Annotated in this window: 19 protein-coding genes; 15 read left to right on the forward strand and 4 right to left on the reverse strand. The window is 38.0% G+C overall.

Features of this window, described 5'->3' with window-relative positions; all coding sequences use genetic code 11:
• Positions 1 to 4 precede the first annotated feature (4 nt).
• Complete coding sequence (gene pepF, locus OLD84_RS07130; protein WP_209462216.1) at positions 5 to 1816, reverse strand: oligoendopeptidase F; 1812 nt, start codon at positions 1814 to 1816, stop codon at positions 5 to 7.
• A 211-nt stretch (positions 1817 to 2027) separates the two neighbouring features.
• Entirely contained in the window at positions 2028 to 2156 is a 129-nt protein-coding gene (gene yhfH / locus OLD84_RS07135; protein WP_209462217.1) for a protein YhfH, read from the reverse strand.
• 102 nt (positions 2157 to 2258) lie between these two features.
• On the opposite strand from yhfH, the gene OLD84_RS07140 reads away from it, so the two are divergent.
• The 4 genes from OLD84_RS07140 (at position 2259) to OLD84_RS07155 (ending at position 6656) form a co-directional block, all read left to right on the forward strand.
• The gene (locus OLD84_RS07140) at positions 2259 to 2987 is read left to right on the forward strand and encodes an MBL fold metallo-hydrolase (RefSeq protein WP_209462218.1); all 729 of its coding nucleotides are present in this window, start codon (positions 2259 to 2261) and stop codon (positions 2985 to 2987) included.
• Between the two features lie 77 nt (positions 2988 to 3064).
• Positions 3065 to 4060 carry a lipoate--protein ligase gene (locus OLD84_RS07145; RefSeq protein WP_209462219.1) on the forward strand — a complete coding sequence of 332 codons (996 nt, stop codon included), beginning with the start codon at positions 3065 to 3067 and terminating at the stop codon, positions 4058 to 4060.
• Positions 4061 to 4197: 137 nt separating this feature from the next.
• Entirely contained in the window at positions 4198 to 5736 is a 1539-nt protein-coding gene (locus tag OLD84_RS07150) for a fatty acid--CoA ligase family protein (protein ID WP_209462220.1), read from the forward strand.
• 389 nt (positions 5737 to 6125) lie between these two features.
• The gene (locus OLD84_RS07155) at positions 6126 to 6656 is read left to right on the forward strand and encodes a competence protein ComK (RefSeq protein WP_209462221.1); all 531 of its coding nucleotides are present in this window, start codon (positions 6126 to 6128) and stop codon (positions 6654 to 6656) included.
• Here OLD84_RS07155 and OLD84_RS07160 read toward each other — a convergent pair.
• On the reverse strand, positions 6592 to 6993 hold the full coding sequence (locus OLD84_RS07160; protein ID WP_209462222.1) for a YhjD family protein: 402 nt from the start codon (positions 6991 to 6993) through the stop codon (positions 6592 to 6594). The two genes, OLD84_RS07155 and OLD84_RS07160, sit on opposite strands and share 65 nt — an antisense overlap.
• A 205-nt stretch (positions 6994 to 7198) precedes the next feature.
• Here OLD84_RS07160 and OLD84_RS07165 point away from each other — a divergent pair, with 205 nt between their 5' ends.
• The 9 genes from OLD84_RS07165 to OLD84_RS07205 all read left to right on the forward strand — a co-directional run bounded on the left by OLD84_RS07165 (position 7199) and on the right by OLD84_RS07205 (position 20200).
• Positions 7199 to 7849 (forward strand): TVP38/TMEM64 family protein, encoded by a 651-nt coding sequence (locus OLD84_RS07165; protein ID WP_209462223.1) that lies wholly within the window; start codon positions 7199 to 7201, stop codon positions 7847 to 7849.
• A 157-nt stretch (positions 7850 to 8006) separates the two neighbouring features.
• Positions 8007 to 8561: a signal peptidase I gene (lepB, locus tag OLD84_RS07170; protein ID WP_209462224.1), complete on the forward strand. Its 555-nt coding sequence runs from the start codon at positions 8007 to 8009 to the stop codon at positions 8559 to 8561.
• A gap of 180 nt (positions 8562 to 8741) precedes the next feature.
• Positions 8742 to 12230, forward strand: coding sequence for a helicase-exonuclease AddAB subunit AddB (gene addB / locus OLD84_RS07175; RefSeq protein WP_209462377.1), 3489 nt, complete (start codon positions 8742 to 8744; stop codon positions 12228 to 12230).
• Positions 12230 to 15955, forward strand: a complete 3726-nt coding sequence (gene addA, locus OLD84_RS07180) for a helicase-exonuclease AddAB subunit AddA (RefSeq protein WP_209462225.1) — start codon at positions 12230 to 12232, stop codon at positions 15953 to 15955. Before addB ends, addA begins: the two co-directional genes overlap by 1 nt.
• Before the next feature lie 628 nt (positions 15956 to 16583).
• Positions 16584 to 16739 carry a hypothetical protein gene (locus tag OLD84_RS07185; protein ID WP_209462226.1) on the forward strand — a complete coding sequence of 52 codons (156 nt, stop codon included), beginning with the start codon at positions 16584 to 16586 and terminating at the stop codon, positions 16737 to 16739.
• Between the two features lie 13 nt (positions 16740 to 16752).
• A complete protein-coding gene (locus OLD84_RS07190; protein ID WP_209462227.1) occupies positions 16753 to 17220 on the forward strand; it encodes a cytochrome c oxidase subunit II in 468 nt (155 codons plus the stop codon).
• A 24-nt stretch (positions 17221 to 17244) separates the two neighbouring features.
• A complete protein-coding gene (locus OLD84_RS07195; protein WP_390336715.1) occupies positions 17245 to 18918 on the forward strand; it encodes a cbb3-type cytochrome c oxidase subunit I in 1674 nt (557 codons plus the stop codon).
• An 89-nt stretch (positions 18919 to 19007) separates the two neighbouring features.
• Positions 19008 to 19640, forward strand: a complete 633-nt coding sequence (locus OLD84_RS07200; RefSeq protein ID WP_209462229.1) for an SCO family protein — start codon at positions 19008 to 19010, stop codon at positions 19638 to 19640.
• 2 nt (positions 19641 to 19642) lie between these two features.
• Positions 19643 to 20200, forward strand: coding sequence for a hypothetical protein (locus OLD84_RS07205; RefSeq protein WP_209462230.1), 558 nt, complete (start codon positions 19643 to 19645; stop codon positions 20198 to 20200).
• Between the two features lie 109 nt (positions 20201 to 20309).
• On the opposite strand, the gene OLD84_RS07210 is transcribed toward OLD84_RS07205, so the two are convergent.
• Entirely contained in the window at positions 20310 to 21506 is a 1197-nt protein-coding gene (locus OLD84_RS07210; RefSeq protein ID WP_209462231.1) for an ornithine--oxo-acid transaminase, read from the reverse strand.
• Between the two features lie 181 nt (positions 21507 to 21687).
• On the opposite strand from OLD84_RS07210, the gene OLD84_RS07215 reads away from it, so the two are divergent.
• Entirely contained in the window at positions 21688 to 22056 is a 369-nt protein-coding gene (locus OLD84_RS07215) for a YisL family protein (protein WP_209462232.1), read from the forward strand.
• Between the two features lie 215 nt (positions 22057 to 22271).
• Positions 22272 to 23762: an alpha-amylase family glycosyl hydrolase gene (locus tag OLD84_RS07220; protein WP_209462233.1), complete on the forward strand. Its 1491-nt coding sequence runs from the start codon at positions 22272 to 22274 to the stop codon at positions 23760 to 23762.
• Positions 23763 to 23826 lie beyond the last annotated feature (64 nt).

The following is a 23826-nucleotide window of genomic DNA, read 5'->3' on the forward strand; positions in this document are numbered from 1 at the left end:
AGCTTTATTCGTAGCTTTTCTCCAGTTCATCAACAAGTGAGCCAACATATGCGACAGCTTCTCTAATTGCATCAGGCTTTGACATGTCGACACCTGCTTGTTTAATAAGTTCAAGTGGCTTTTCGCTTCCGCCTGATTTGAGGACATTTAACCAGCGGTCAACAGCTGGCTTTCCTTCTGTTTCGATTTTCTGAGCAACTGCAGTCGAAACTGTTAAGCCTGCAGAATACGTATACGGATATAATCCCATATAATAATGTGGTTGACGCATCCAGGTAAGACCTGCACCTTCATCAAATGCTACCGTATCGCCCCAGAAGTTTTCTAAGGCTTCTCGTTTTTGCTCTGATAATACATTAGCGGTTAATGGTGTTCCTTCTTCGGCTAATGTGTACACCCTACGTTGGAATTCACCTTCCAATAAATGGGTGACGAAATTGTGGTAGTACGTCCCAAGTAATTGTGTGATGACCCAGCGCTTCATACGTTTGTCATCTGTTTTATGAAGTAGATGTTTTGCGAGCAGTAATTCATTAATGGTTGACGGTGCCTCTACGAAATAAGTGGACGGACGTGTATTAACCATTGATTGATTTTCACCTGCAAGAAAGAAATGTCCGGCATGGCCTAATTCATGTGCTAGTACAAAAGCTCCGCGCATGGTATCTGTCCATGTTATTAATATATAGGGATGGACACCATATGGACTTGCACAAAATGCTCCTGTTTGTTTACCCACATTGTCAGATAAATCGACCCATCGTTTATGAATCCCTTTTTTCATGATTTCACTATATTCAGGACCCATTATTTCAAGTGCTTCAATAATGGTAGACGTTGCTTCTTCATAAGTTGTTTCAGGGTTAAACGTTGGGTCTAATGGTGCTTTCAGGTCACTGAAATGTAACTCATCCAGCCCGAGCTTTTCTTTTTTCAGTTTTGCATAACGACGCATATGGGGTGCTAACTCTTGTTGTATAACATCCAATTGGTTGTTATACATTTCCTTGGTAACCTGCTGTGGTTGAAGAAGCATATCAGTAACCGAATCATAGGAACGCAGGCGTGACATCGTAACTTGTTTCTTTACCTCGGTTGCATATGTTGCAGCGAACGTGTTTTTATACTGGTTTAAAGTCTTAATAAACGAATCATACGCATTGCGACGCGTTTTTTTATCTGCAGCTAATTCATAGCGATCTTCATATAATGCAGCGGACATTGGTAACTCAGAACCATCTTCCCCAGTGATTGAATCGAATTCCATATCGGAAGACTTACTGCGTCCGTAAATCATATATGGTGCACCATGTACTTCACTAAGCGCTGCTAATGTTTCTTCTAGTTCTGGTGAAAGTGTGTATGGTTTTTTCTCAGCTATATCATGAAGCGCCTTTTGGAAGGTCTTCAGTTTTGGTTCTTCTTGTAAAAATTGATCAATTGCTTCATCAGAAAGGCGTAATAATTCAGATTGAACAAAGGAAAGCTTTGCACTTATAGATGCAAGTGCTGAAGAGACCTTTGCTGTGTCACGTTGATTGTCAGGATCCGTGCCATCCGCGCTTGATTTAAGTGTGGCATAGGTAGCTACTCTGGTAATTCTTATTTGAAGTTGCTCCTGAGCGGATAGGCCGTTTAATAGGTTCTGTGCACTTGAACCTAATTCTCCTTTATATTGTGTAACTTCACTAACTGCTTCTTGGATCGCATTCAGTTCTTTTTCCCATTCCTCGTCAGATTTGAATAAATCATTCAAATTCCATTTTTGCTCATCAGGAACTTCTTCACGGTTCAATCTTCTTGTTTTTGTTGTCATTTGTATGCCCCTTCCCCAAAATATTTCGATACTCTAAATAATTATAATATAAAAACAAATAGAATGATATAATTTTTCAGTTATTACACAGAAAAAAACACGCAGTAAAAACTGACAACTATTTAAATAGCTGTCAGTAGATCTAAGTGGTAGTGTTGTAGTACAGTATAGATGGAAGTCTACGATTATTAGAGCTTAATAGATTTTTTATTTATCGCGCTGGGTGATCACATTCGTCACAAAGGTTAATATAGCAATCTGCCTTTTCATTGATGTCATACCCGCAGTTCTTGCATTGCTTCTTTGGCAAATTTCTGAAAAATTCTAAAACATTTATCATGAATTAGCCTCCCTCTTCTTTGTATTTACATCATTGTACTATAACAATATTCATTTAGTCAACACTGTGTTACAACATATTTTAAAAAAGGAGTGGATTTTTATGAAATTAACAGTTATCGGATGCTGGGGTGGCTATCCCGCGCCAAATGGTGCAACATCTTCGTATTTAATTGAAAACGATAATTTTTCCTTACTGATTGATGTAGGGAGTGGAGCATTATCCAAGTTACAACAGTATAAACAGGTATCTGCTCTTGATGCAGTCATGGTATCGCATTATCATCATGATCATGTCGCGGACATTGGCGTATTACAGTATGCCAAGCTCGTCCAATCTTTTGTAGAAGGCAATAAGGAAGTTTTACCTATATATGGACATGCTGAGGACAAAGAAGGATTTGATTCCTTGACCCATCACTATACAAAAGGAGTTTCCTATGACCCTGCCAAAGGGTTGAAAATCGGGCCATTTTATATTAGATTTTTACAAACTAATCATCCAGTTCCGTGTTATGGTATGCGGATTACAGATGGCAGCAGCACAATTGTCTATACAGCTGATACAAGTTATAAAGAAGCATGGATTGATTTTGCTAGAGATGCAGATTTGCTCATCACAGACTGCAATTTTTATGCGGACCAAGACGCTACAAAAGCAGGTCATATGACTAGTAAAGAAGGCGCTTCGATTGCGGCAAATGCAAATGTGAAAGAGTTGCTGTTAAGTCATTTGCCACAATATGGCGATAACCAGCAATTAGTTCAGGAAGCGAAGCTATATTTTAAAGGAGATGTACATTTAGCAACAGAGGGATTTACTTGGAATTAAACCAGTTGTATGTTTTGATTGCTACTATTTTTTGCAGTAAACTAGATAGAAGAGACATTTAAAGGAGGACTGTTACGATGAAATTTATAGATAATCAAGGTATTACTGATCCAATGATTAATCTTGCATTGGAGGAATATATTTTAGAGAATTTTGGTGAACAAGATACATATTTATTATTCTATATCAATAAGCCATCTATTATAATTGGTAGAAACCAGAACTCTGTTGAGGAGATTAATACGGATTATGTTGACGAACATGGAATAAAAGTTGTACGTCGCTTATCAGGCGGGGGTGCTGTGTATCATGATGAACAGAATTTGAATTTCAGTTTTATAACACAGGATGACGGAGAAAGCTTTCAAAACTTCCAAAAATTCACCCAGCCAATGGTAGATGCTTTAAATAAAATTGGTGTGCCTGCCGAGTTACATGGAAGAAATGACCTTGCTGCGGAAGGGCGTAAAATTTCTGGTAACGCTATGTTTTCAACAAAAGGGCGGATGTTCAGTCATGGAACATTAATGTTGGATTCTGAAATTGAACACGTTGTTTCAGCTTTAAATGTAAATAAGGAAAAAATTAAATCGAAAGGCATCAAATCCATTCGTAGTCGTGTAGCAAATATCTCTGAATTTCTGGAAGAGAAAATTACGATGAACGAATTCAAGGAACTTATTTTGCGGCATGTTTTTGATGTAGAAGATGTAAAGGATGTTCCACGTCATGAATTAACAGAAAAAGATTGGAAAAACATTTACCAAATTTCCAAAGAACGCTATCAGCAATGGGAGTGGAATTATGGTAAGTCTCCATCCTTTAATATTCAGGAATCGCATAAATTCGATGCTGGTTTAGTGGATGTTCGTCTGGATGTAAAAAAAGGGATCATCGAAAACTGTAAAATTTATGGGGACTTCTTTGGTGTTGGAAATATACAAGTTATAGAAGACAGCCTGACTGGTGTGCGTCATGAGCGTAAAGCGATTGAAAAAGCGTTAGCAGATGTAGATGTGCCGCATTATCTTGGTAGAATTGCGAAGGAAGATTTCATTAATTTAATTTACTAACATTTCTGCTGAGAAAAGCTCATTCTGTTGATGAGCTTTTTTCTTTTCTTAATTTAGACTTGAATTAAATTCGTGATTATTCTATAATTAGTAAATGAATGAATAATCATTCATTTACTAATTTAAGGGGGATTTTAATGAATTTAAGCGATCAATTATCAATTACTGCAAAGAATTATCCGTCAAAAACTGCTTATGTTTTTCAAGACGAAGAGACGAGCTATATGGAATTAGAAAGTTCCGTAAAAAAGTTTGCTTCACAATTAGAGAAGTTAGGTTATCAAAAAGGGGATCATGTTGCTTTAATTGTTGGGAACAGTCCGTATTATATAGCAGGACTGTACGGGGCACTTCGATTGGGCCTAGTCGTTATACCAATCAATCCATTATATACACCGCATGAAATGAGTTATATTTTAAATAATGGTGATGTTAAAGCTGTTATTACAATGGATATATTACTCGATAAATTTGTCGCCATTGATGATCAGCTACCAAAGGTGAACCATTACATATCCTGTGAATCAGGTGCAGAGGTTGATCTGGATAATCATACCCTTTCCTCTAAAATGAAATCGTTTACAGTGATGGTTCAGGGAGGATCAGTTGATTACGTAGGGCCAAACATAAACGAAGATGATGCGGCCATTATATTATATACTTCTGGGACAACTGGGAAGCCAAAAGGTGCCATTTTATCGCATCATAATTTATACTCCAATGCACGAGACGTTGCAGATTATTTAACAATAACCAGGGAAGACCGGGTTGTTGCAGCTTTACCTATGTTCCATGTTTTTTGTTTAACGGTGTCGTTAAATGCACCGTTAATAAATGGAGGAACTGTTTTAATTATGCCGACATTCTCTCCTTCAGAAGTATTTCGAATGACAAAAGACCATCATGCAACCGTATTTGCCGGTGTACCGACAATGTATAATTATCTATTGCAAAGTGCAAAAGAAAATAAAGATAGTTTTTCCGGAATCCGTTTATGTATTTCTGGCGGAGCATCCATGCCTGTTTCGTTGTTAAAAGATTTTGAACAAGCATTTGATGTAAATATATCAGAAGGGTACGGATTATCAGAAGCAAGCCCAGTTACGTGCTTCAATCCATTAGATCGCCCTCGAAAACCTGGCTCTATTGGAAGAAGTATCATCCATGTTGAAAATAAAGTGGTTGATGAACGTGGTGATGAAGTTGAAATAGGTGAAGTAGGGGAATTAATCGTACAAGGCCCTAATGTGATGCAGGGATACTATAATTTTCCGGAAGAGACCTCTGTTGCACTGAGAGATGGTTGGCTTTATACAGGTGATATGGCTCAGATGGATGATGAGGGATATTTTTATATTGTGGATCGAAAAAAAGATTTGATTCTTGTCGGTGGATATAATGTTTATCCCAGGGAGGTAGAAGAAGTACTATATTCCCATCCAAACGTAATGGAAGTAGCTGTAGTTGGAGTACCAGATCCAGAATTAGGCGAAGCAGTAAGAAGTTTTGTGGTTGTGAGTGATCCCACAATAACAGAAGAGATTTTAGCTGACTTTTGTAAAGAACAATTGGTAAAATATAAAATTCCAACTCAGATTGAATTTCTAGATGAATTACCGAAAAACACGACAGGAAAAATTCTCAGAAGAAGTCTTCGGGACAAAGTAACCAATTAAGAACAAAAGCGCAAGCGCCCGTTTAGCGACGTACAAACTGCGCTCAGCGCTGCGGATGGTTCAACGTTGCCATGCAAAGTGGCGGTTTTAGTTGAATCTCCTTTTCCGCAATGAGATTAGATGAACTTGACTTATCGCCAGTAAGATAGGGAATCACCATGGCTCGCCTTGAGCGAGCCACTATCTATCATGAATAAAAAATGTGATGATCAACTTCTACAGAAAATGGTGCAGAACATGCCGAAATAGAGGGTGTATTGTAAGTAAAAGTACAATCATTGAATTTTTTTCAAAAAATTGTGTTTTCTTGTAGCTTTTTATGTAGAATTTTGGTATATTACATGTAAGCCACTTTCTTTTCGCTTTATAAACGAAAGGAAAAAATAATAATGATTAAAGATTTTAATACTCCATCATGTGAAATTACCCCTATGACAATGGCAATTATACCGAAACTGGATAGAAATGGATTATCTGCTTTGATAGTAGAAGAAGACCTAGAGTATGTTGTTGACTCTCCTCCGAGCAAAATTATAGAAGCTGCTTGTAAGTTTTTTGGAGTTAGCCTACAAGGAAGAAAAGAAGGTGCACGTAATATTTCTGGAATTACACACAAAGCACCAATCTCCGTTGCTCCTTCTAGTGGAATATATTTTTTTCCTACAGCCGCACCAACGAACCACAAGTGCTCATGGCTATCTCATTCCCATATTGATCGAGTAGATAAAGCGGAAAATAATTGTGCCGAAATAACGTTTACTAATGGAAGGAAAATAACGCTTGATGTTTCTAAAGGTTCCATACAGAATCAAGTGAACCGCACGGCGCAATATCGTTATTTACTGGATAGTCGATTTAAGTATTTGAATAGAAATCGGACTGAAGTGGTGGCAGATCCCTCTTTACCGAATTCACCATAAGTTCTTCTATAATTGTTTCTACTTTTTTTCTAATAGCTGGATTAAAATAGTTTCGCTTTTCTTCCCGACCGTTACAATAGAACATAAATGAAGAAAATGAATCATTCTTGTTTAATTTTACAACTTTCATTTTACTGTTTTTCATTGTTTTTTGTAGTTGTCTACGTTCATTTGTTGCTTCAAGTCCCATTTTTTTCAATAGCCCAGTATAAGGTTCTTTAATTTTAAAATTTCCATTCTGGATGTTTTCGATATCTTGCTGTATAACAACAATAGCCATCGAAAGAAAGAGAAATCGTGACCCCACATTTAATTCTTGATCAGTAAGATAGCGCATGGTTGAATACCTCCTTTTAAGAACTAATGTTCCCTTGCATTTCATTATACGATATAATGAAGAAAAAATACACAAGAATACATTAAAGTGAAAAGAAAGTGGCTAAATATTTCATATGACTAGACACCTTTGAATGGTATACATTAAGTTATATATAAGGAAAATAATTTAGTCGTTGGATATTTAAATGAGGAGATTTAACTAAATGTACGTAATGAACATCACTGATCCAACTAGTTGGAGAACGATCATTGAAAAAGAGGGACTAGAAGCATTCATTATGGAATTACTGGGTGAGTATGAGAGCTTAGGACCGATTCCAGGGTTTGTACTAACGTTTATTGAATCGTTTTTGCCTTTTTTGCCATTGATTGCATTTGTTATTGCAAACGCTGCGGCATATGGATTATTGAAAGGGTTTCTTGTCTCATGGAGTGCTACGAGTATTGGTTCAATTATCGTATTTCTCATTTTTCGAAAACTAAGAAACAAGCGTTGGGTTAGAAAAATAAGTGAAAATAAGCAAGTAAAAAAGGTAACGGTTTGGGTAGAAAACCATGGATTTGGCCCACTCTTTTTATTGTTATGCTTCCCGTTTTCACCTTCTTCCATTATTAATATTGTTGCTGCTCTTTCAAATATCAGTGTGCACCAATTTATTTTAGCTGTATTGCTAGGGAAGACTGTCATGGTTTTTTCGATAGCATATATTGGTTCAAGTATAATGGAATTTGCTCAAAATCCGTTTCGAACAATTATAGTAGGTCTGTGTATTATATTATTTTGGATAATAGGTAAATATTTTGAAAAATTATTGCAAAAGAAATCTATACCTGATGAAAACCCCTATAATTAGAAAACTTGGCAATTTCCCAAGCCCTTAGGTGAATTGCCATAGCTCGTACTTATGCAGTAGGAAAGTTTTAAGCTACCTACCTATCTGCCAAGGAATAAAATGCTTTAAACCAGGGTATTCTGATTGATAGATAGGAATACCCTGGAGGAAAGTAAGCATGAAAAATATTAATTACCGCAGTATTATAATTGTAACTACTTTCGCGATCGTGTTAGCGATCTCTTTCCGATCGTTTTTATTTGCAAGTTATGTAGTCGATGGGAAATCGATGGAGCCGACCTTAAATGACGGAAATTTATTAATGGTCAATAAATTTATTTACGAATTACATGAAGTTGATCGCTTTGATGTGATTGTATTTCAGAAAAATAAACAGGACGCCTATGTAAAGCGGGTAGTTGGTTTGCCTGGTGATGAGATCGAATATAAGGCTGATGAGTTTTATGTGAATGGTGAATATAGGGAGGAATCTTTCCTTGATTCATCTATTGTACAGGCTAGTGATACACCGCCAAATACAGATGATTTTACATTAACAGAAAAAACGGGAAGGGATGAAGTTCCAGAAGGAAAGCTTTTTGTTATGGGAGATAATCGTGATTCCAGTCTAGATAGTAGATCTTTTGGGTTTATATCGATGGAACAACTTGTTGGAAAAGTTGATGTAAAATATTGGCCACTTACTCAAGCGAGTTTTACCCTTGGCAAATAGCTATGTTAAAGCTTCTATCTTTGATAAAATAAGATAGAAGCTTTATTTTTGGCAGATAGGAAAGTATACTTTCTTAAGCAGTTAAGAAAGCAAAGAACTTATTTCTAAGAATCCCTTTAACGAATGCGAAGGTTTCTAAGGCAATCCGTTATATCTAATTGAATGAATGGGGGAGAAATGATGGGGCTCCGATTTTTGTTGGGAAGAGCAGGGACAGGTAAAAGCGGTAGGTCTCTGGATGAAATAAAAGAAAAATTAGTGGATGATCCACAAGGTCCTCCACTATTTTATATTGTTCCAGATCAAATGACATTTCAGCAGGAATATGCATTATTTAATGATGAAGAGGTAAAGGGGAGCATTCGCGCACAAGTCGTCAGTTTTTCGCGATTAGCATGGAGGGTGCTGCAGGAGACTGGTGGTGGAACAAGGCAATTCATTAGTTCAGTCGGGATTCAAATGATGCTCCGGAAAATTATCGAGGAAAGACAGGGAGATTGGCGTGTTTTTCAAAAGGCAATGGAAAAGCAGGGATTCCTGGATCAATTGGAAAACATGATAACAGAATTTAAGCGGTATGATGTAACACCGGACACGCTACAAACGCAAATAGAACAAATAAAACAGTATGTACATAAAAATCCTGGCGAAGAGGCATTAGCCGAAAAGTTAGATGATTTGGCCTATATATATGAAAAATTGGTATTCGCACTTGATGATAAATATATCGACAGTGAAGATCAGTTGCAGCTTTTGGCCACTAAAATTGAGGAGTCAGCCCTACTTGATAATGCTGAAATATATTTTGATGGGTTTCACGGGTTTACACCGAAAGAGCTTATTGTAGTTGAGGCATTAATGAAAAAATGCAAACGTGTAACGATTACGTTAACGGTCGATCACGAAGAAGATAGAGGAGTTTCGGAGCTGGATTTATTTTACCAGACAATGCAAACTTACCAGGTTCTATCGGAAATTGCTCGTGAAAATCAAATTAATATAGAAGAACCAGTTACATTAGATCCGGTTAACGGAAAGTTTCGGGATCGACCATACCTAGCACATTTGGAACGTAATTTTGATGCGAGGCCTGCTCCAGCATATGCTGGGGAAGTGCCAATTAACATTGCAGAAGCTGTGCATCCACGCGCAGAAGTAGAAGGTGCTGCACAGGAAATTATTCGTCTGGTTCGTGAAGAGAAGTATCGTTTTCAGGATATCGCTGTCTTTATAAGAGAGACGGATACGTATCATGATTTGATTAATACAATATTTAATGATTATGATATTCCTGTGTTCATTGATGAAAAAAGAACCATGCTGAACCATTCATTGATCGAGTTTATTCGTTCTGTATTAGATGTCGTGGAAGGGAATTGGCGGTATGATGCCATGTTCCGCTTGTTGAAAACCGGGTTTATACCCCCAACAGATCCTGATTTTCCGTTAACTAATGATGCGATTGATGAACTGGAGAATTATGTGCTTGAATATGGAATTCGTTCGAGAGGGAGTTGGATTGGTGAACAAGAATGGGTTTTTCAGCGTTTTCGCGGCTTTGATCAGGCAGCACAAACCGACTCGGAAATAGAAATACAACAGCGAATCAACAAGTACCGGGATCAAGTGGTCCATATCCTGCAACCTTTTGATGAACAAATAAGAAATGCTAGCACCGTTGAGGAATTATGTGAAGTGACCTATACGTTACTTGAAACGATTAACGTTCCAAAACGTTTAGAACAGACACGAGAGCTCTATGATGAACAAGGTGAAATTGAAAAAGGACGAGAACAGGAACAAGCTTGGAATGCCATCATTCAACTATTTGACGAAATGGTCGAGATGGCAGGCGAAGAAAAAATGAAACTATCAACATTTCGGACAACGTTGGATGCTGGTTTTGAAACATTAAGTTTTGCGCATGTTCCGCCAAGTATTGATCATGTCATTGTTGGTACCGTTGAGCATTCTAGACTAAGCGGGGTGAAATGCTCATTTTTACTTGGAGTTAATGATGGTGTATGGCCATTGAAGCCTGCTGTAGATGGAATGATTAACGAGCAGGAACGAGAATTATTAGCGGGACATGGTATGCAGTTAGCAGAAAGTAGCAAACAACAATTATTGGACGACTGGTTTTATATGTACATTGCATTTACCGCAGCAAAAGACCGAATTTGGATAAGCTATCCTTTAAGTGATGAGGAAGGTAAATCGAAAATGCCATCACAGCTTATGAAACGAATCGAGGACTTATTTCCAGTATGCACGAATCATATTTTACTGCAGGATCCGGATGAATTAGTAGAAGCAGATCGATTTATTACGACACCATTAAAAACAAGGTCTGCTTTAACAGCTCAATTGGCTCGACATCGAAAAGGCTATCCAATGAATGAAGTTTGGTGGCATGTATTAAATTGGTACGTTGCCCATCATTCGAAAAACAGTACAACATATACCGTTTTGCAAAGTTTATATTATCAAAACAAACCAAACAATCTATCATCCGACACTGTAGAGAAATTATATCCACAACAGGTTAATGCGAGTGTTTCTAGATTGGAATCGTACTATCGATGCTCGTATCAGCATTTTGCAAAATACAGCTTGAATTTAGATGAACGAAAAACATATAAATTAGATGCACCGGATATCGGACAGCTTTTTCATGAAGCATTAAAGAAGATTTCGGAGTGGATAGAATCAGACGGAAAGCAATTTGCACAGCTATCGAGGAAAGATACGGATAATTATGCGGAGAAAGCGGTCGTTAATTTAGCGCCAGTCTTACAGCATCAAATACTGCATAGCTCCAATCGCTATAAATATATTCAACAGAAATTACAGGATGTTATCGCAAGAGCTGCCTTTGTGCTAAGTGAACAGGCAAGACAAAGTAACTTTACTCCTGTTGGATTAGAACTCGGATTTGGTCAGAATGAAACACTCCCCGCCTTTAAGCTTGGCTTACCAAACGGATATGAACTTATGCTTCGTGGACGAATAGACCGTGTGGATAAAGCGTTAAATGAAGAGGATTTATTTTTGCGAATTATTGATTATAAATCGAGTTCGAAGGGGTTGAATCTAGTCGAAGTTTATTATGGGCTGGCATTACAAATGCTAACCTATTTGAATGTCGTACTAGCTAATTCTGAACAATGGCTTGGTAAAAACGCAATACCTGCAGGGGTTCTTTATTTTCATGTGCATAATCCGATGATATCAAGAAATCAAAAGGTGAGCGATGCAGAGATTGAGAAGGATATATTTAGCAAGTATAAAATGCAAGGGTTGCTCTTATCGAATGAAGAAATTGTTAAGCAAATGGATACACCATTGGAATCAGGTACAAGTCAAATTGTGCCGGCAGGTTTAAAAAAGAATGGTGGCTTTTATAATTCATCCAAAATTGCTGATAAAGCAACGTTCACTCATTTGCAAAATCATATTCATCAGCTGATGACGGATGCTGGTGTTGACATGACAGAAGGAGGCATACACCTAAATCCATATCAACATAAGCAGCATGTAGCCTGTACACATTGTCCTTTTCATTCCGTTTGCCAATTTGATCCGATCTTGGAGACGAACAATTACCGAAAGCTTACAGATATGAAAGAGGACGACATTTTAGAAAGACTCCGTGGGGAGGAGATATAATGGTTCAATGGACGAAGGAACAAGAACAAGCCATTTACATGGATGGCAGTGATATGCTTGTCGCAGCAGCTGCGGGATCGGGAAAAACGGCTGTATTGGTTGAAAGGATTATTCAAAAACTATTGAAAAAAGATGATCCGGTTGATATAGATTCATTACTTGTTGTTACATTTACAAATGCTGCAGCCCAAGAAATGAGAACCCGTGTAGGAATGGCACTTGAAGAGGCATTAGCAGAAGCTCCAACTTCCAGTCACTTGAAAAAACAGCTGGCTTTATTGCAAAAAGCATCCATATCCACCTTACACTCTTTTTGTTTGGATGTCGTTAGGCAATATGCATATTTGCTTGATATAGATCCCGCTTTTCGCATTGCCAATGATATGGAAGCAGATTTGATTAAACAGGAAGTAATCGATGATTTATTTGAGGAATGGTATGGGACGGAGGGAAAAGATCAGGCGAGTTTCTTTTCCGTTGTTGATCGCTTCTCAAGTGATCGGAGTGATGTAGAGGTAGAAGATTTAGTTTTAGGCTTGTATAAGTTTGCTGTACAAAATCCATGGCCGGATCAATGGCTTGATCAATTGGCACGTGTTTATGAAGTGCCAGAAGATTGGCAGGAATCCGAGTTATACTGGCTTTCTATTATCAAGCGCGAAGTCAAAAACCAACTTACTGCGATGCAGGAGGAAATGAATCTCGCCTCAAGGTTAACAAAAGAAAGTGACGGTCCTTATCAATATGCTGATGCGTTAGATTCAGATTTAATAAACTTGCAAGAGGCATTAGCTCGCCTTGACTCTTGGAATGAGTTACAAGCATTTATGGTTGGGAGTTCTTTTGCTAAGTTATCATCAAAACGGACTGATTGTGATGAAGGAAAGAAAAAAAGAGTAAAGGCACTTAGGGACAGCTACAAAGAACGCTGGGACAACATGAAGAAGAACTGGTTCAGTCGTGATTTAACGAGTCATATTGAGGACATGCGTGAATTGGCACCGGTTATCAAGCAATTAACCGAACTTGTAAAACAATTTAAATTGCGATTTACCCAGCAAAAACGGGAAAAAGCGCTAGTTGACTTCTCGGATCTAGAGCATTTTTGCCTTCAGTTACTTATTGATGAATCCGCAACAGTTGAAGAAACGGTTCCTTCAGCTGTTGCCAATCAATTTAAGAAACAGTTCAGTGAATTATTAATAGATGAATATCAGGATACGAACATGGTGCAAGAAACTATTTTAACATTAATAAGTGATCAAATTGGACCTGGAAACAGATTTATGGTTGGGGATGTGAAGCAAAGTATTTATCGCTTTCGACATGCAGAGCCATCCCTATTTATTGAAAAATATAAACGTTTTGCTCGTGAAGAACATGTGGCAAAACGGGTTGACTTAGCAAGTAATTTTCGGAGCAGGGAGCATGTGTTAATTGGTGCAAACTATATTTTTCGTCAAATTCTTGATGAAGAATTAGGAGAGATTAATTATGATGCAGATGCGGAGTTAATTTATGCAAATAAAACATATGATGACCTACCATACGATGAGCCAAATCCTGAACTGCTAATCATTGACCGAGAAGCGGAAGAAGAGGAAGGATCCGGTGGAGATGAGGATTATCAAGATTTAGAGAAAGCGCAACTGGAAGCCAGGGCCTATGCAGAGAAAATTAAAAGTTGGATAGGACAAAAAGAGAAGCCACCCCTTCAAGTCGTTGATAAAGGAACGCAGACGCAACGAGATATGCAGTATCGTGATGTGGTTATTTTATTACGATCTATGTCGTGGGCTCCGACCATTGTTGATGAATTAAAAAAACAGAGCATACCAGTATATGCTGAACTCTCCACTGGATATTTTGAAGCAATTGAAGTAAAGATTATGATTAGCTTGTTGAAGGTTATTGATAACCCGAGGCAGGATATTCCACTTGCTTCTGTACTGCGCTCACCTATTGTTGGTTTAAACGAGGAAGATTTAGCATTAATCCGTCTTGCAGATAAACAGCATGCTTTTTATGATGCACTGAAGAAGTTTAAGCAACAAAACAACGGAACGACAGCCGATAAGGTGGATGCGTTTCTCAAACGACTGGAAGCTTTTCGCTTAGCATCCCGGCAAGGCGCTTTATCAGAGTTGATTTGGGAAATCTATCGCGAGACAGGTTATTATGATTTTGTTGGAGGTATGCCAGGAGGTCGACAACGTCAGGCAAATTTGCGTGCACTTTATGATCGTGCGAGAGGTTATGAAACGACATCATTTAGAGGTTTGTTCCGTTTCCTTCGCTTCATTGAACGAATGGAAGAGCGTGGAGATGACCTTGGATCAGCGAGGGCGCTAAGTGAGCAGGAAGATGTTGTTCGGATTATGACGATTCATAAAAGTAAAGGGCTTGAATTCCCAGTTGTGATAATGGGAGCTATTGATAAGGAATTTAACTTTCAGGATGTGAGAAAGAAGTATTTATTGCATAAAGATTTAGGATTTGCCAGTAAATACATCGATCCAGTTAAACGAATTACGTATCCAACCTTGTTTTACCATGCTTTGAAGAATGAAAAAACACGCGAGATGCTGGCAGAAGAGATGCGCGTCTTATATGTAGCCTTGACCCGAGCAAAAGAAAAGCTGATCATGGTAGCAAATGTTCCTTCATTTGAGAAAAAACAGGAGAAATGGCAAAAGATGATTGATCATACCGAGTGGGTTTTACCAGCTCATTATCGAATGGAGTCAAAGACTTACTTGGATTGGGTAGGACCGGCCTTAATTCGCCATAAGAAAAATAGTGCATTACGGACAGAAGAAATAAATGATGCTGTATTAGATGAGATACAAGTTGATCCGTCTGAATGGGATGTCAAAATTATCCACGGTAGTGAGCTAACGAATTTGGAAGAGACCACGGAAGATGCTGAATTACAGCTGAACGAAACCATTACAAAATGGGAACCTGTGGACGTATATGATGAGGTGTTGGATCAGACGGTTAATGATCGTCTATCCTTTGAATATCCGTTTGAAGAAGCCGCCAGGTCCAGGGCAAAGCAAACGGTGACGGAAATTAAACGTCAGCGTGAGGTGAAGGATGAATATAGTGCGGATCAACTTGTCCAGACATTTCAAGCACCGATTGTTAAACGACCTAATTTTATGCAAAAGGAAAAAAGGATTACTTCTGCTGAAAAAGGTACAGCAATGCATACTGTCATGCAACATTTACCAATGGTTAAGCCATTAAATCAAGCTGAGATTGAAGAGAATGTGGAGGCTTTGGTCGAAAAAGAGGTCATTACGAAACAAGAAGCTGACATCGTAAATGTGGCAGCGATTGAAGAATTTTTCTCTACAAGTATTGCAACGCTTATGATGGGGGTACCTGCTATCAATCGTGAAGTCCCGTTCAGCTTGTCACTGCCAGCAAGTGAAGTTTATGCATCGTGGACAGGTCAAAAAGATGAGAACGTGTTAATTCAAGGTGTCATTGATTGCATCATTCCACAAGATGACGGATGGATTATTATTGATTATAAAACAGATGCAATAAATGAAGCAGTTACCGACAAAACAAAAGAAAAACTAGCAAAGAAGTACGGAACACAAATGGAGCTGTATCGAGATGCAGTTGAGCAAATTTGGAAGCAACCAGTGAAAGCAACCTATTTATATTTCTTTGATAGTCAATTAGTTATCAACGTTCCATTGAACGAATGATACTAACAAATTAAAGATCAACTTTCTTATAAAGAAGGTTGATCTTTTTTTAGACTTTTTTTGTAAGTACTGGGACTGCGCTTACTCGTCCCACCGAAAACCTTTGTTGCTTTTAATTCTTCGGAGTTGATATAAAAGACGACTCAGTGACAATTCTTTTACAAATGCTGGTTGAGAGCAGGGGTTCGCTACGGAAAGCATCCGCCCAGAGTGATCCCGAACGGCGTTTATAGCAAATATTTATAGCAAACAGTAGTTACGTCGTCTTCGATAGATATTGTGTCAAAACAATAATTCTTTTCAGTGGGAGTAACCGCAGTCCCAATCTTTTAGAAACTAGCCATTTTTTTAAGCTGCAATAAAGGTGTTCAAAATTTATACATAATTAATAATGACAGGAACAAGCATAAATCATAAACACGCAAAGAAGGTGGTAAGCATAATAAACGTGAAAACAAGCGCAATTACAGGGATAAACGATGATTTATAGTTCAAATGAAATGAAAAGCACGAATCGAAAAAGAGCTTTAATCCTGTTAGTAAAATCACAGCCACACGTGATTTGTATCACACCTATGAATCTGGTATCAACGTATGATGGAAGTAAGTTAAAAGGAGGGTGATTGCAATGGCAGAAAAGCAAGTTAAGATACCTGAAGAAAATATAAATAATGAACAAATTGAATCATTAAAGGGGGCATTGTTTTCCTCATTAGTATTTGTAGGTGGAGGAATATTAGTTTTTATGCTCTTACTATTTGTGATTTACATGATTCGACTATAGGGGAGGTAATCATATGAGAATGAATCGATATGAAGAAATTTGGCTTATTCTAAGTGTTGGAGTTCTAGTTCTTTCAATGGTAGTTACTGGTTATCAAACATTTGCACAAGGAATGGGGCCACCAAGTGAGATGGAAACCATTGATCCGCAAAAAGTAGATGAAACGGAACCATTTGATAACCCTGGCGTTTTTGAAGTAGGAGAAAATGAATACGAAGTTGTTATGACGTTACAAGCATTTAGCTTCACGCCAAGTGACATTGAATTACCTGTAGGTGCTGAAGTTACGTTTACAATGACTTCAAAAGACGTTATACATGGTTTTCAAATTGCAGGAACAAATGCAAATGCGATGGTTGTACCTGGACATATTCAAACCATAACGGAAACATTTGATGAACCTGGTGAATACTTGGTGTTATGTAATGAATATTGTGGCGCAGCTCACGAGATGATGAGTACAACGATTACAGTTAAGTAATGAAGGGAGGAAAAAACGATGGAAATGGCAGCAAAAAAAGTGTTTAAAGAAAAGACAAATAAAGCTTTAGGTGTGAATCCGGATGATGCACGCCTTACGCTAACCTATTTTTCACTAGCATTTATTATATTGTTTATCGGAGGGACTTTAGGACTTTTGCAGGGACTTAATCGTGCAGGATTGTTGGAATTGCCTGCCTGGTTTAATTACTATCAGGTACTGACAGCACACGGAATACTTTTAATTCTCATATTTACTGCATTATTCATGGTTGGCTATTTTTACGCAGCTTTGTCCCATACGCTTGGTGGACTTATTCCTGTAGTCCGTAAAATGGGATGGACTGCATTAGGATTGATGCTTATAGGAACTGCCTTCGTTGTGACAACCATTGTTATGGATGAGGCGACTGTTCTATATACGTTTTACCCACCAATGCAAGCATCTCCTTGGTTCTATATCGGCCTCGTATTTATTGTTCTAGGTGTTTGGGCAGCTACGATTGGTGTATTTACAAGCGCAGCGAGCTGGAAGAAGCGAAATAAGGGTGAGCATTTACCATTACTTGCATTCTTTGCAGTAGGCGCATTCCTTCTACTATTCTTTGGGTCAATTGGTGTTACGATTGAAGTTTTAACACTAATTCCTTGGGCTTTTGGTTGGACAGAGACGGTTAACGTCATGCTTAGCCGCACATTATTTTGGAGCTTTGGACACACGCTGGTAAACGTTTGGTATTTCACAGCAATTTCAGCATGGTATGTTATCGTACCAAGAATTATCGGCGGAAGATTGTTTAGCGATACACTAACTCGAGTTGTCGTTGTTTTATTAGTTATCTTAAACGTGCCTGGTGGGTTTCACCATCAGATCATTGACCCTGGGTTTACTGAGGGCCTGAAATTCATGCATGTGTTTATGAGTCTATCAATCGCATTTCCATCTTTAATGACGGCATTTGCCATGTTCGCTGTATTTGAGCGTACTGGAAGGAAAAAAGGTGCAAAGGGACTGTTTGGCTGGGTTAAAAAATTACCATGGGGCGACGTTCGATTCTTAGCACCAATGATTGCCATGATTGCATTTATTCCAGCTGGAGCAGGCGGAATTGCTCAAACTAATAATCAATTAAACCAAGTTGTTCATAATACTCTATGGGTAACAGGGCATTTCCATTTAACAGTTGGAACGACAGTTGTATTGACCTTCTTTGGAATCATGTATTGGTTAATACCTTATTTATCGAAGCGTGAACTTACACCTAAAATAAATAAACTAGGTATCATCCAAACGATTACTTGGGCGGTCGGTATGCTGTTTATGTCAGGAGCAATGCACTGGGTAGGACTCTTAGGTTCACCACGCAGAACTTCCTACACCACATATGGGGACAATGCAACAGCATTAAGCTGGGATCCCTACTTGTTCTTTTTAGCAATTGGAGGAACACTCTTATTTATAGGTGGAGGACTAATGATTTATATTGTTTTCCATCTCATGTTTAAAGCACCTAAAGGAGATACAGCGTTCCCTATTGCGGAACCGGAGGATGGTGCGTCTCCAACACCAAAATGGACGGAACGCTGGGGGCTTTGGGTTGTGCTGGCGATAGCGGTTATTTCGATGGGGTATCTCGTACCTATCGTTGACCTCATATTTAATGCACCTCCAGGTTCACCACCATTTAGAACATGGTAATAACTAGAAATAAAGAGATAGCTAGACGTTGTGTGGCTATCTCTTTTATCTAAATATAGCAATGATCAAAAATTAGGGGAGTGATCTCCATGATGAAAAATAAACATAATACGGTAGCAATTATTGCAATATTGATATTCGGAGTTGTGCTTTTTTATATAGGAACGGACGGTTTCGAGGCCTATACTGCTGAGACTGCAAGAACAAATGAGTTAATAGAAGAGAAGCCAGAATTTCCAGATGTAACATTGGAAGATAGTGAGGAACGGGTATACCCTATTTCAGAATTTGAAAATAAATATGTTATGTTAACCTTTATTTATACAGCTTGTACAGATGTATGTCTTGAATTAGAAATGAACTTGACGCAAGTTTATGATAAGGTTCCAAGTGAGTATATTGGGGAAGACATTATCTTTTTAAGTATTAGTTTTGATCCAACCAATGACGACCCAGAAACCTTGGATAAATATAGAAATTACTTTAATAGTGATGGAGAAACCTGGCGAATGGCAAGAATCAATAACCAGAATGAACTGGATTATTTATTGGATGAGTTCGGTGTAACAGTTATTCCGGATGGGGATGGGCACTTTACACATAATTCTGCTTTTTATCTAGTAGATCCTACTGGTACGTTAGTTGATGTGATGGATTATACGAAAATTGAAAATGCTGCAGAAAAAGTAACATCAATCCTCGATAGGGAAAGGGATGGATAGTTATGAAACAAGCAATCTATGGATTACTGTTGTATGTTTTCTTGATGCTCCCTCCTGTCGTTACATTATTAGAGTCGATTATGAGCTTTCATATGCATATGCAAATGCCTCTACTAATTATTGCGGGTCTTTTAATGACTCCGTTTCTCCAAAAGAAATTTCCTCGTTTATTTGAAAAATGGAATCAGAATGGCGTACCTGGAATTCTTCTTTTTACGATCATAATGATTTACTGGATGTTCCCACGTACAATGGATGAAGCGCTGACCATACAGGCTGTACAGGTATTTAAGTTTATTAGTCTACCATTTTTGGCTGGCGTACCGTTGCGTGACAGTTGGAGAAAATTAGGGGGATTTGGTAAAAATGTAATTTATGTAAGTTTTAGTATTATGTTTGGTTTCATGGGAATATTGTACGTCTTTTCAGAAAGTCAGCTGTGCAATAATTATTTAATTGTTGAACAGAAAACGCTTGGTTGGGGATTTATAGCTTTGGCAGTATGTATTATCATTTATTTTATACAACTGCTTTTTATCGATGAATCGGAATATGAATAAGGTGAAATTTAAGAGGCATCTGGCAATTAAGGGTGTCTCTTTGTTATTATTCGTTACCATTTAAAAGCAACCACTCCAATTGCGGAGTGGTTGTAAAAATTTGGTATTCTTAACCTTTTAGAACTTCTTTAATATGGCCGATTGCCCAGTCCAAGTCTTCTTTTTCAATAATGAGCGGGGGAGCAAAACGAATGACACTTTCATGTGTTTCCTTACATAGTAAACCTTTTTCTTTTAATAATTCACAATATGGGCGCGCTGCTTCCGTTAGCTCGACACCGATAAATAGTCCTTTTCCACGGATTTCTTTAATGATTGGATTATCAATTTTCCTCAATTCATCCATCATATAATTTCCAAGTTCCAAGGAACGGTCTGTTAAATTTTCTTCTTCAAGAACCTCAAGTGATGCCAGAGAGACAGCACAAGCAAGTGGGTTTCCTCCAAATGTTGATCCATGAGACCCTGGATTAATAACACCAAGAATAGATTTATTTGCTAAGATGCATGAAATTGGGAATACACCGCCACCTAGAGCTTTACCTAGAATGAGGATGTCAGGTGTTACATTCTCCCAGTCGTTGGCGAACATTTTTCCACTACGTCCTAGGCCTGCTTGAATCTCGTCAGCCATGTATAATACATTATTTTCTGCACAAACATCATAAGCTTCCTTCAAGAATCCTTCAGGTGGCATAACAATTCCAGCTTCACCTTGAATTGGTTCGAACAGGAAACCTGCAGTGTTTTCATTGATTGCTCCTTTTAATGCTTCAATATCACCATAAGGGATAATTTTAATTCCAGGAAGCATTGGTCCAAAACCACGCTGATATTCAGCTTCTGATGATAAGGATACAGCTGTCATTGTTCTACCGTGAAAATTACCTTCACAGGCAATAATTTCAGCTTTATTTTCGCTCACGCCTTTTACATCATATGCCCAGCGGCGAGCTGTTTTAATGGCTGTTTCGACTGCTTCTGCACCTGTATTAACTGGTAAAGCCATTTCTTTGTTTGTTAGTTTACATATTTTTTCAAACCACGGTCCTAACTGGTCATTATGAAAAGCCCGTGAGGTTAGTGTAACGGCATCAGCTTGATCTTTTAAAGCTTTAATTATTTTCGGATGACGGTGACCCTGGTTTACAGCTGAATAGGCGCTTAGCATATCCATATAGCGATTACCTTCTGGATCTTCTACCCATACACCCTCTGCGTTAGCTATAACAACTGGTAGTGGGTGGTAATTTCTCGCACCGTATTCCTGTGTTTGATCAATAATTGCTTGACTAGAATCCGACATAATATCCCTCCGATTTAAATGCAATCCTTATTTAGTATAACAGTTTTTCAAGTTTAATACCCCCTATAAGTTCAAATAACTTTCATATGAAAATTAAATCATGGTATGATAGACAAAGTATGAAATTCCATAATGAAATACTACTATGTTCATATTAATTTTAAAATGAGGAGGAGTACATATGAATACGCATTTGCATGTGACTTCATGGGTTCTTGCGTTTATTTTGTTTGCTGTAGCTTATGTATTACATAAACAAGGTAAAGCTAAAGGTGCAAAGATCGTCCACATGGTCTTACGATTAATTTATTTGTTAATTTTATTTTCAGGCGTAGACTTATTGTTTAATTACTTTACTGGCGGTGGCATGATAGGTGAAGCCGTCTTTAAAGGAATTGCAGGTATTTGGGCAGTTCTCGCCATGGAAATGATCTTAGTAAAAATGACAAGACGTGAATCTACGAAAATTTGGTGGATTCAAGCCATAATTGCGATAGTAATCACAATAGCATTAGGTTTTGGGCGATTGCCAGGTGGGTTTTTACCTTAAAAAAACCAGTGAATATGAACAGGGGTGCCTCCAATTAAAGAGGCATCCCTTTTCTTTAGCAGCTAGGGAGGTTTAAAGCTTTCCTAGCTGCATAAGTGCGGGCTAAGGTGAAATTATGAAGTATTTTCAACAATATGGGAGTTTTCATTGACTATTTTTAGGATAGGTTAATAATAGAATAAGGATGATTATAATGATGTGGAGGAAGGTTTTATATGAAAAGAATGGCATTTATGCTTATTATTATCGGATTTTTTCTTTATAATGTGACGTCTATCGATTCATCAGCACAAGAGGATCGACAATTAGAGGAAGAGATTATTTATAATATAGTAGTGGACCGCTTTAATAATGGCGACTTTGAGCGAAATGAACAGGTCAGAATCGATGATCCTTATGCTTATCATGGCGGAGATTTACAAGGGATCATAAACAGGTTGGATGATATTCAGGAACTAGGCGTGACAACCATATCGCTCTCACCAATTATGGAAAATGCCCTTGATGGATATCATGGTTACTGGATTGAAGACTTTTACAGTGTCGAGGAACAATTTGGTGAGATGGAAGATTTCCATGAATTAATAGATGAAGCACATAAAAGAGATATGAAGGTTGTAATGGAGTTTGTCACAAATTATGTTGGATCAAGTCATTCGATTGTTGACGACCCAGAAAGAGAGGACTGGATACAAGAGGGGAATGATGTAACAGCAGACTGGGCAGATAATGTGGCTGTATTGAATCAGGATAACCCTGAAGTAGAAGCCTTTTTAATGGATGTGGCGAGGTTTTGGATGGAAGAAACTGATATTGATGGATTTGAACTTCATGCAGTTGATCAATCGTCCTTTAGCTTTTTAGAGAGCTTTACAGCACAAATAAAAGAAATAGATGAAAATTTTTATTTGTTGGGTGATATTTTAGATACGGATCAAGCTTCTGAACAATTAAAAGAAATTACCGAAATCGATATGATTGAAAATCAGGATCTTTTTGAGTCGATGACTGAAGTATTTGCCGAAGAAGGAAACCCTGTTTCTGCCATTTATGAAACGTGGGAAGAAAGTGGGAGTTATTCCGATTTATTGTATGTAGATAGCAAGGATACAAAGCGCTTTTCCCAGATGTTTGCAGAGAATGGCCGTAATGATTTGACGACATGGAGTTTAGCATTAACATATATGTACACAACACCTGGTGTCCCTGTGATTTTCCAAGGATCTGAAATGCCAATGTACGGAACAGATACTGCAGAAGTACAACAACTTGTTCAATTTAACGCAGGTAGCGATGAACTTAATGAGTTCCATTCACGTATTTCGTCCCTCAGAACTCAATTTCCTGCTTTAAAATATGGTGATTTTGAACAAGTTGGAACTAGTGGAGCCATGAGTGTGTTTAAACGAACATATGAAGATGAGGAAATCTATATAGCGATCAATAATGATACGGTATTACAGGCAGTGTCTGTTAGTGATATCGAATCAGGGACGAGACTTCGTGGTCACCTTGGGGATAACATTGTACTGGAAGAAGATAATGGTGAACATAAAATAGGTCTTGATAGAGAAACAGCAGAAGTATTTGTTGTAGAAACGGATACAGGTCTTAACTGGATGTTTATAGGTTTTATTGGTGTTGTATTCCTTTTATTCATAGGAGGGGTTATCTATTTAACACGCAAACAAAAGAGAAGCGAATAATTTCGCTTCTCTTTTGTACGTTAAACGGAAACAAGCATGTACGTCATAACCCCCCACTTTCCTA

It is taken from the genome of Virgibacillus natechei, assembly GCF_026013645.1.
Lineage (GTDB): Bacteria > Bacillota > Bacilli > Bacillales > Amphibacillaceae > Virgibacillus_L > Virgibacillus_L natechei.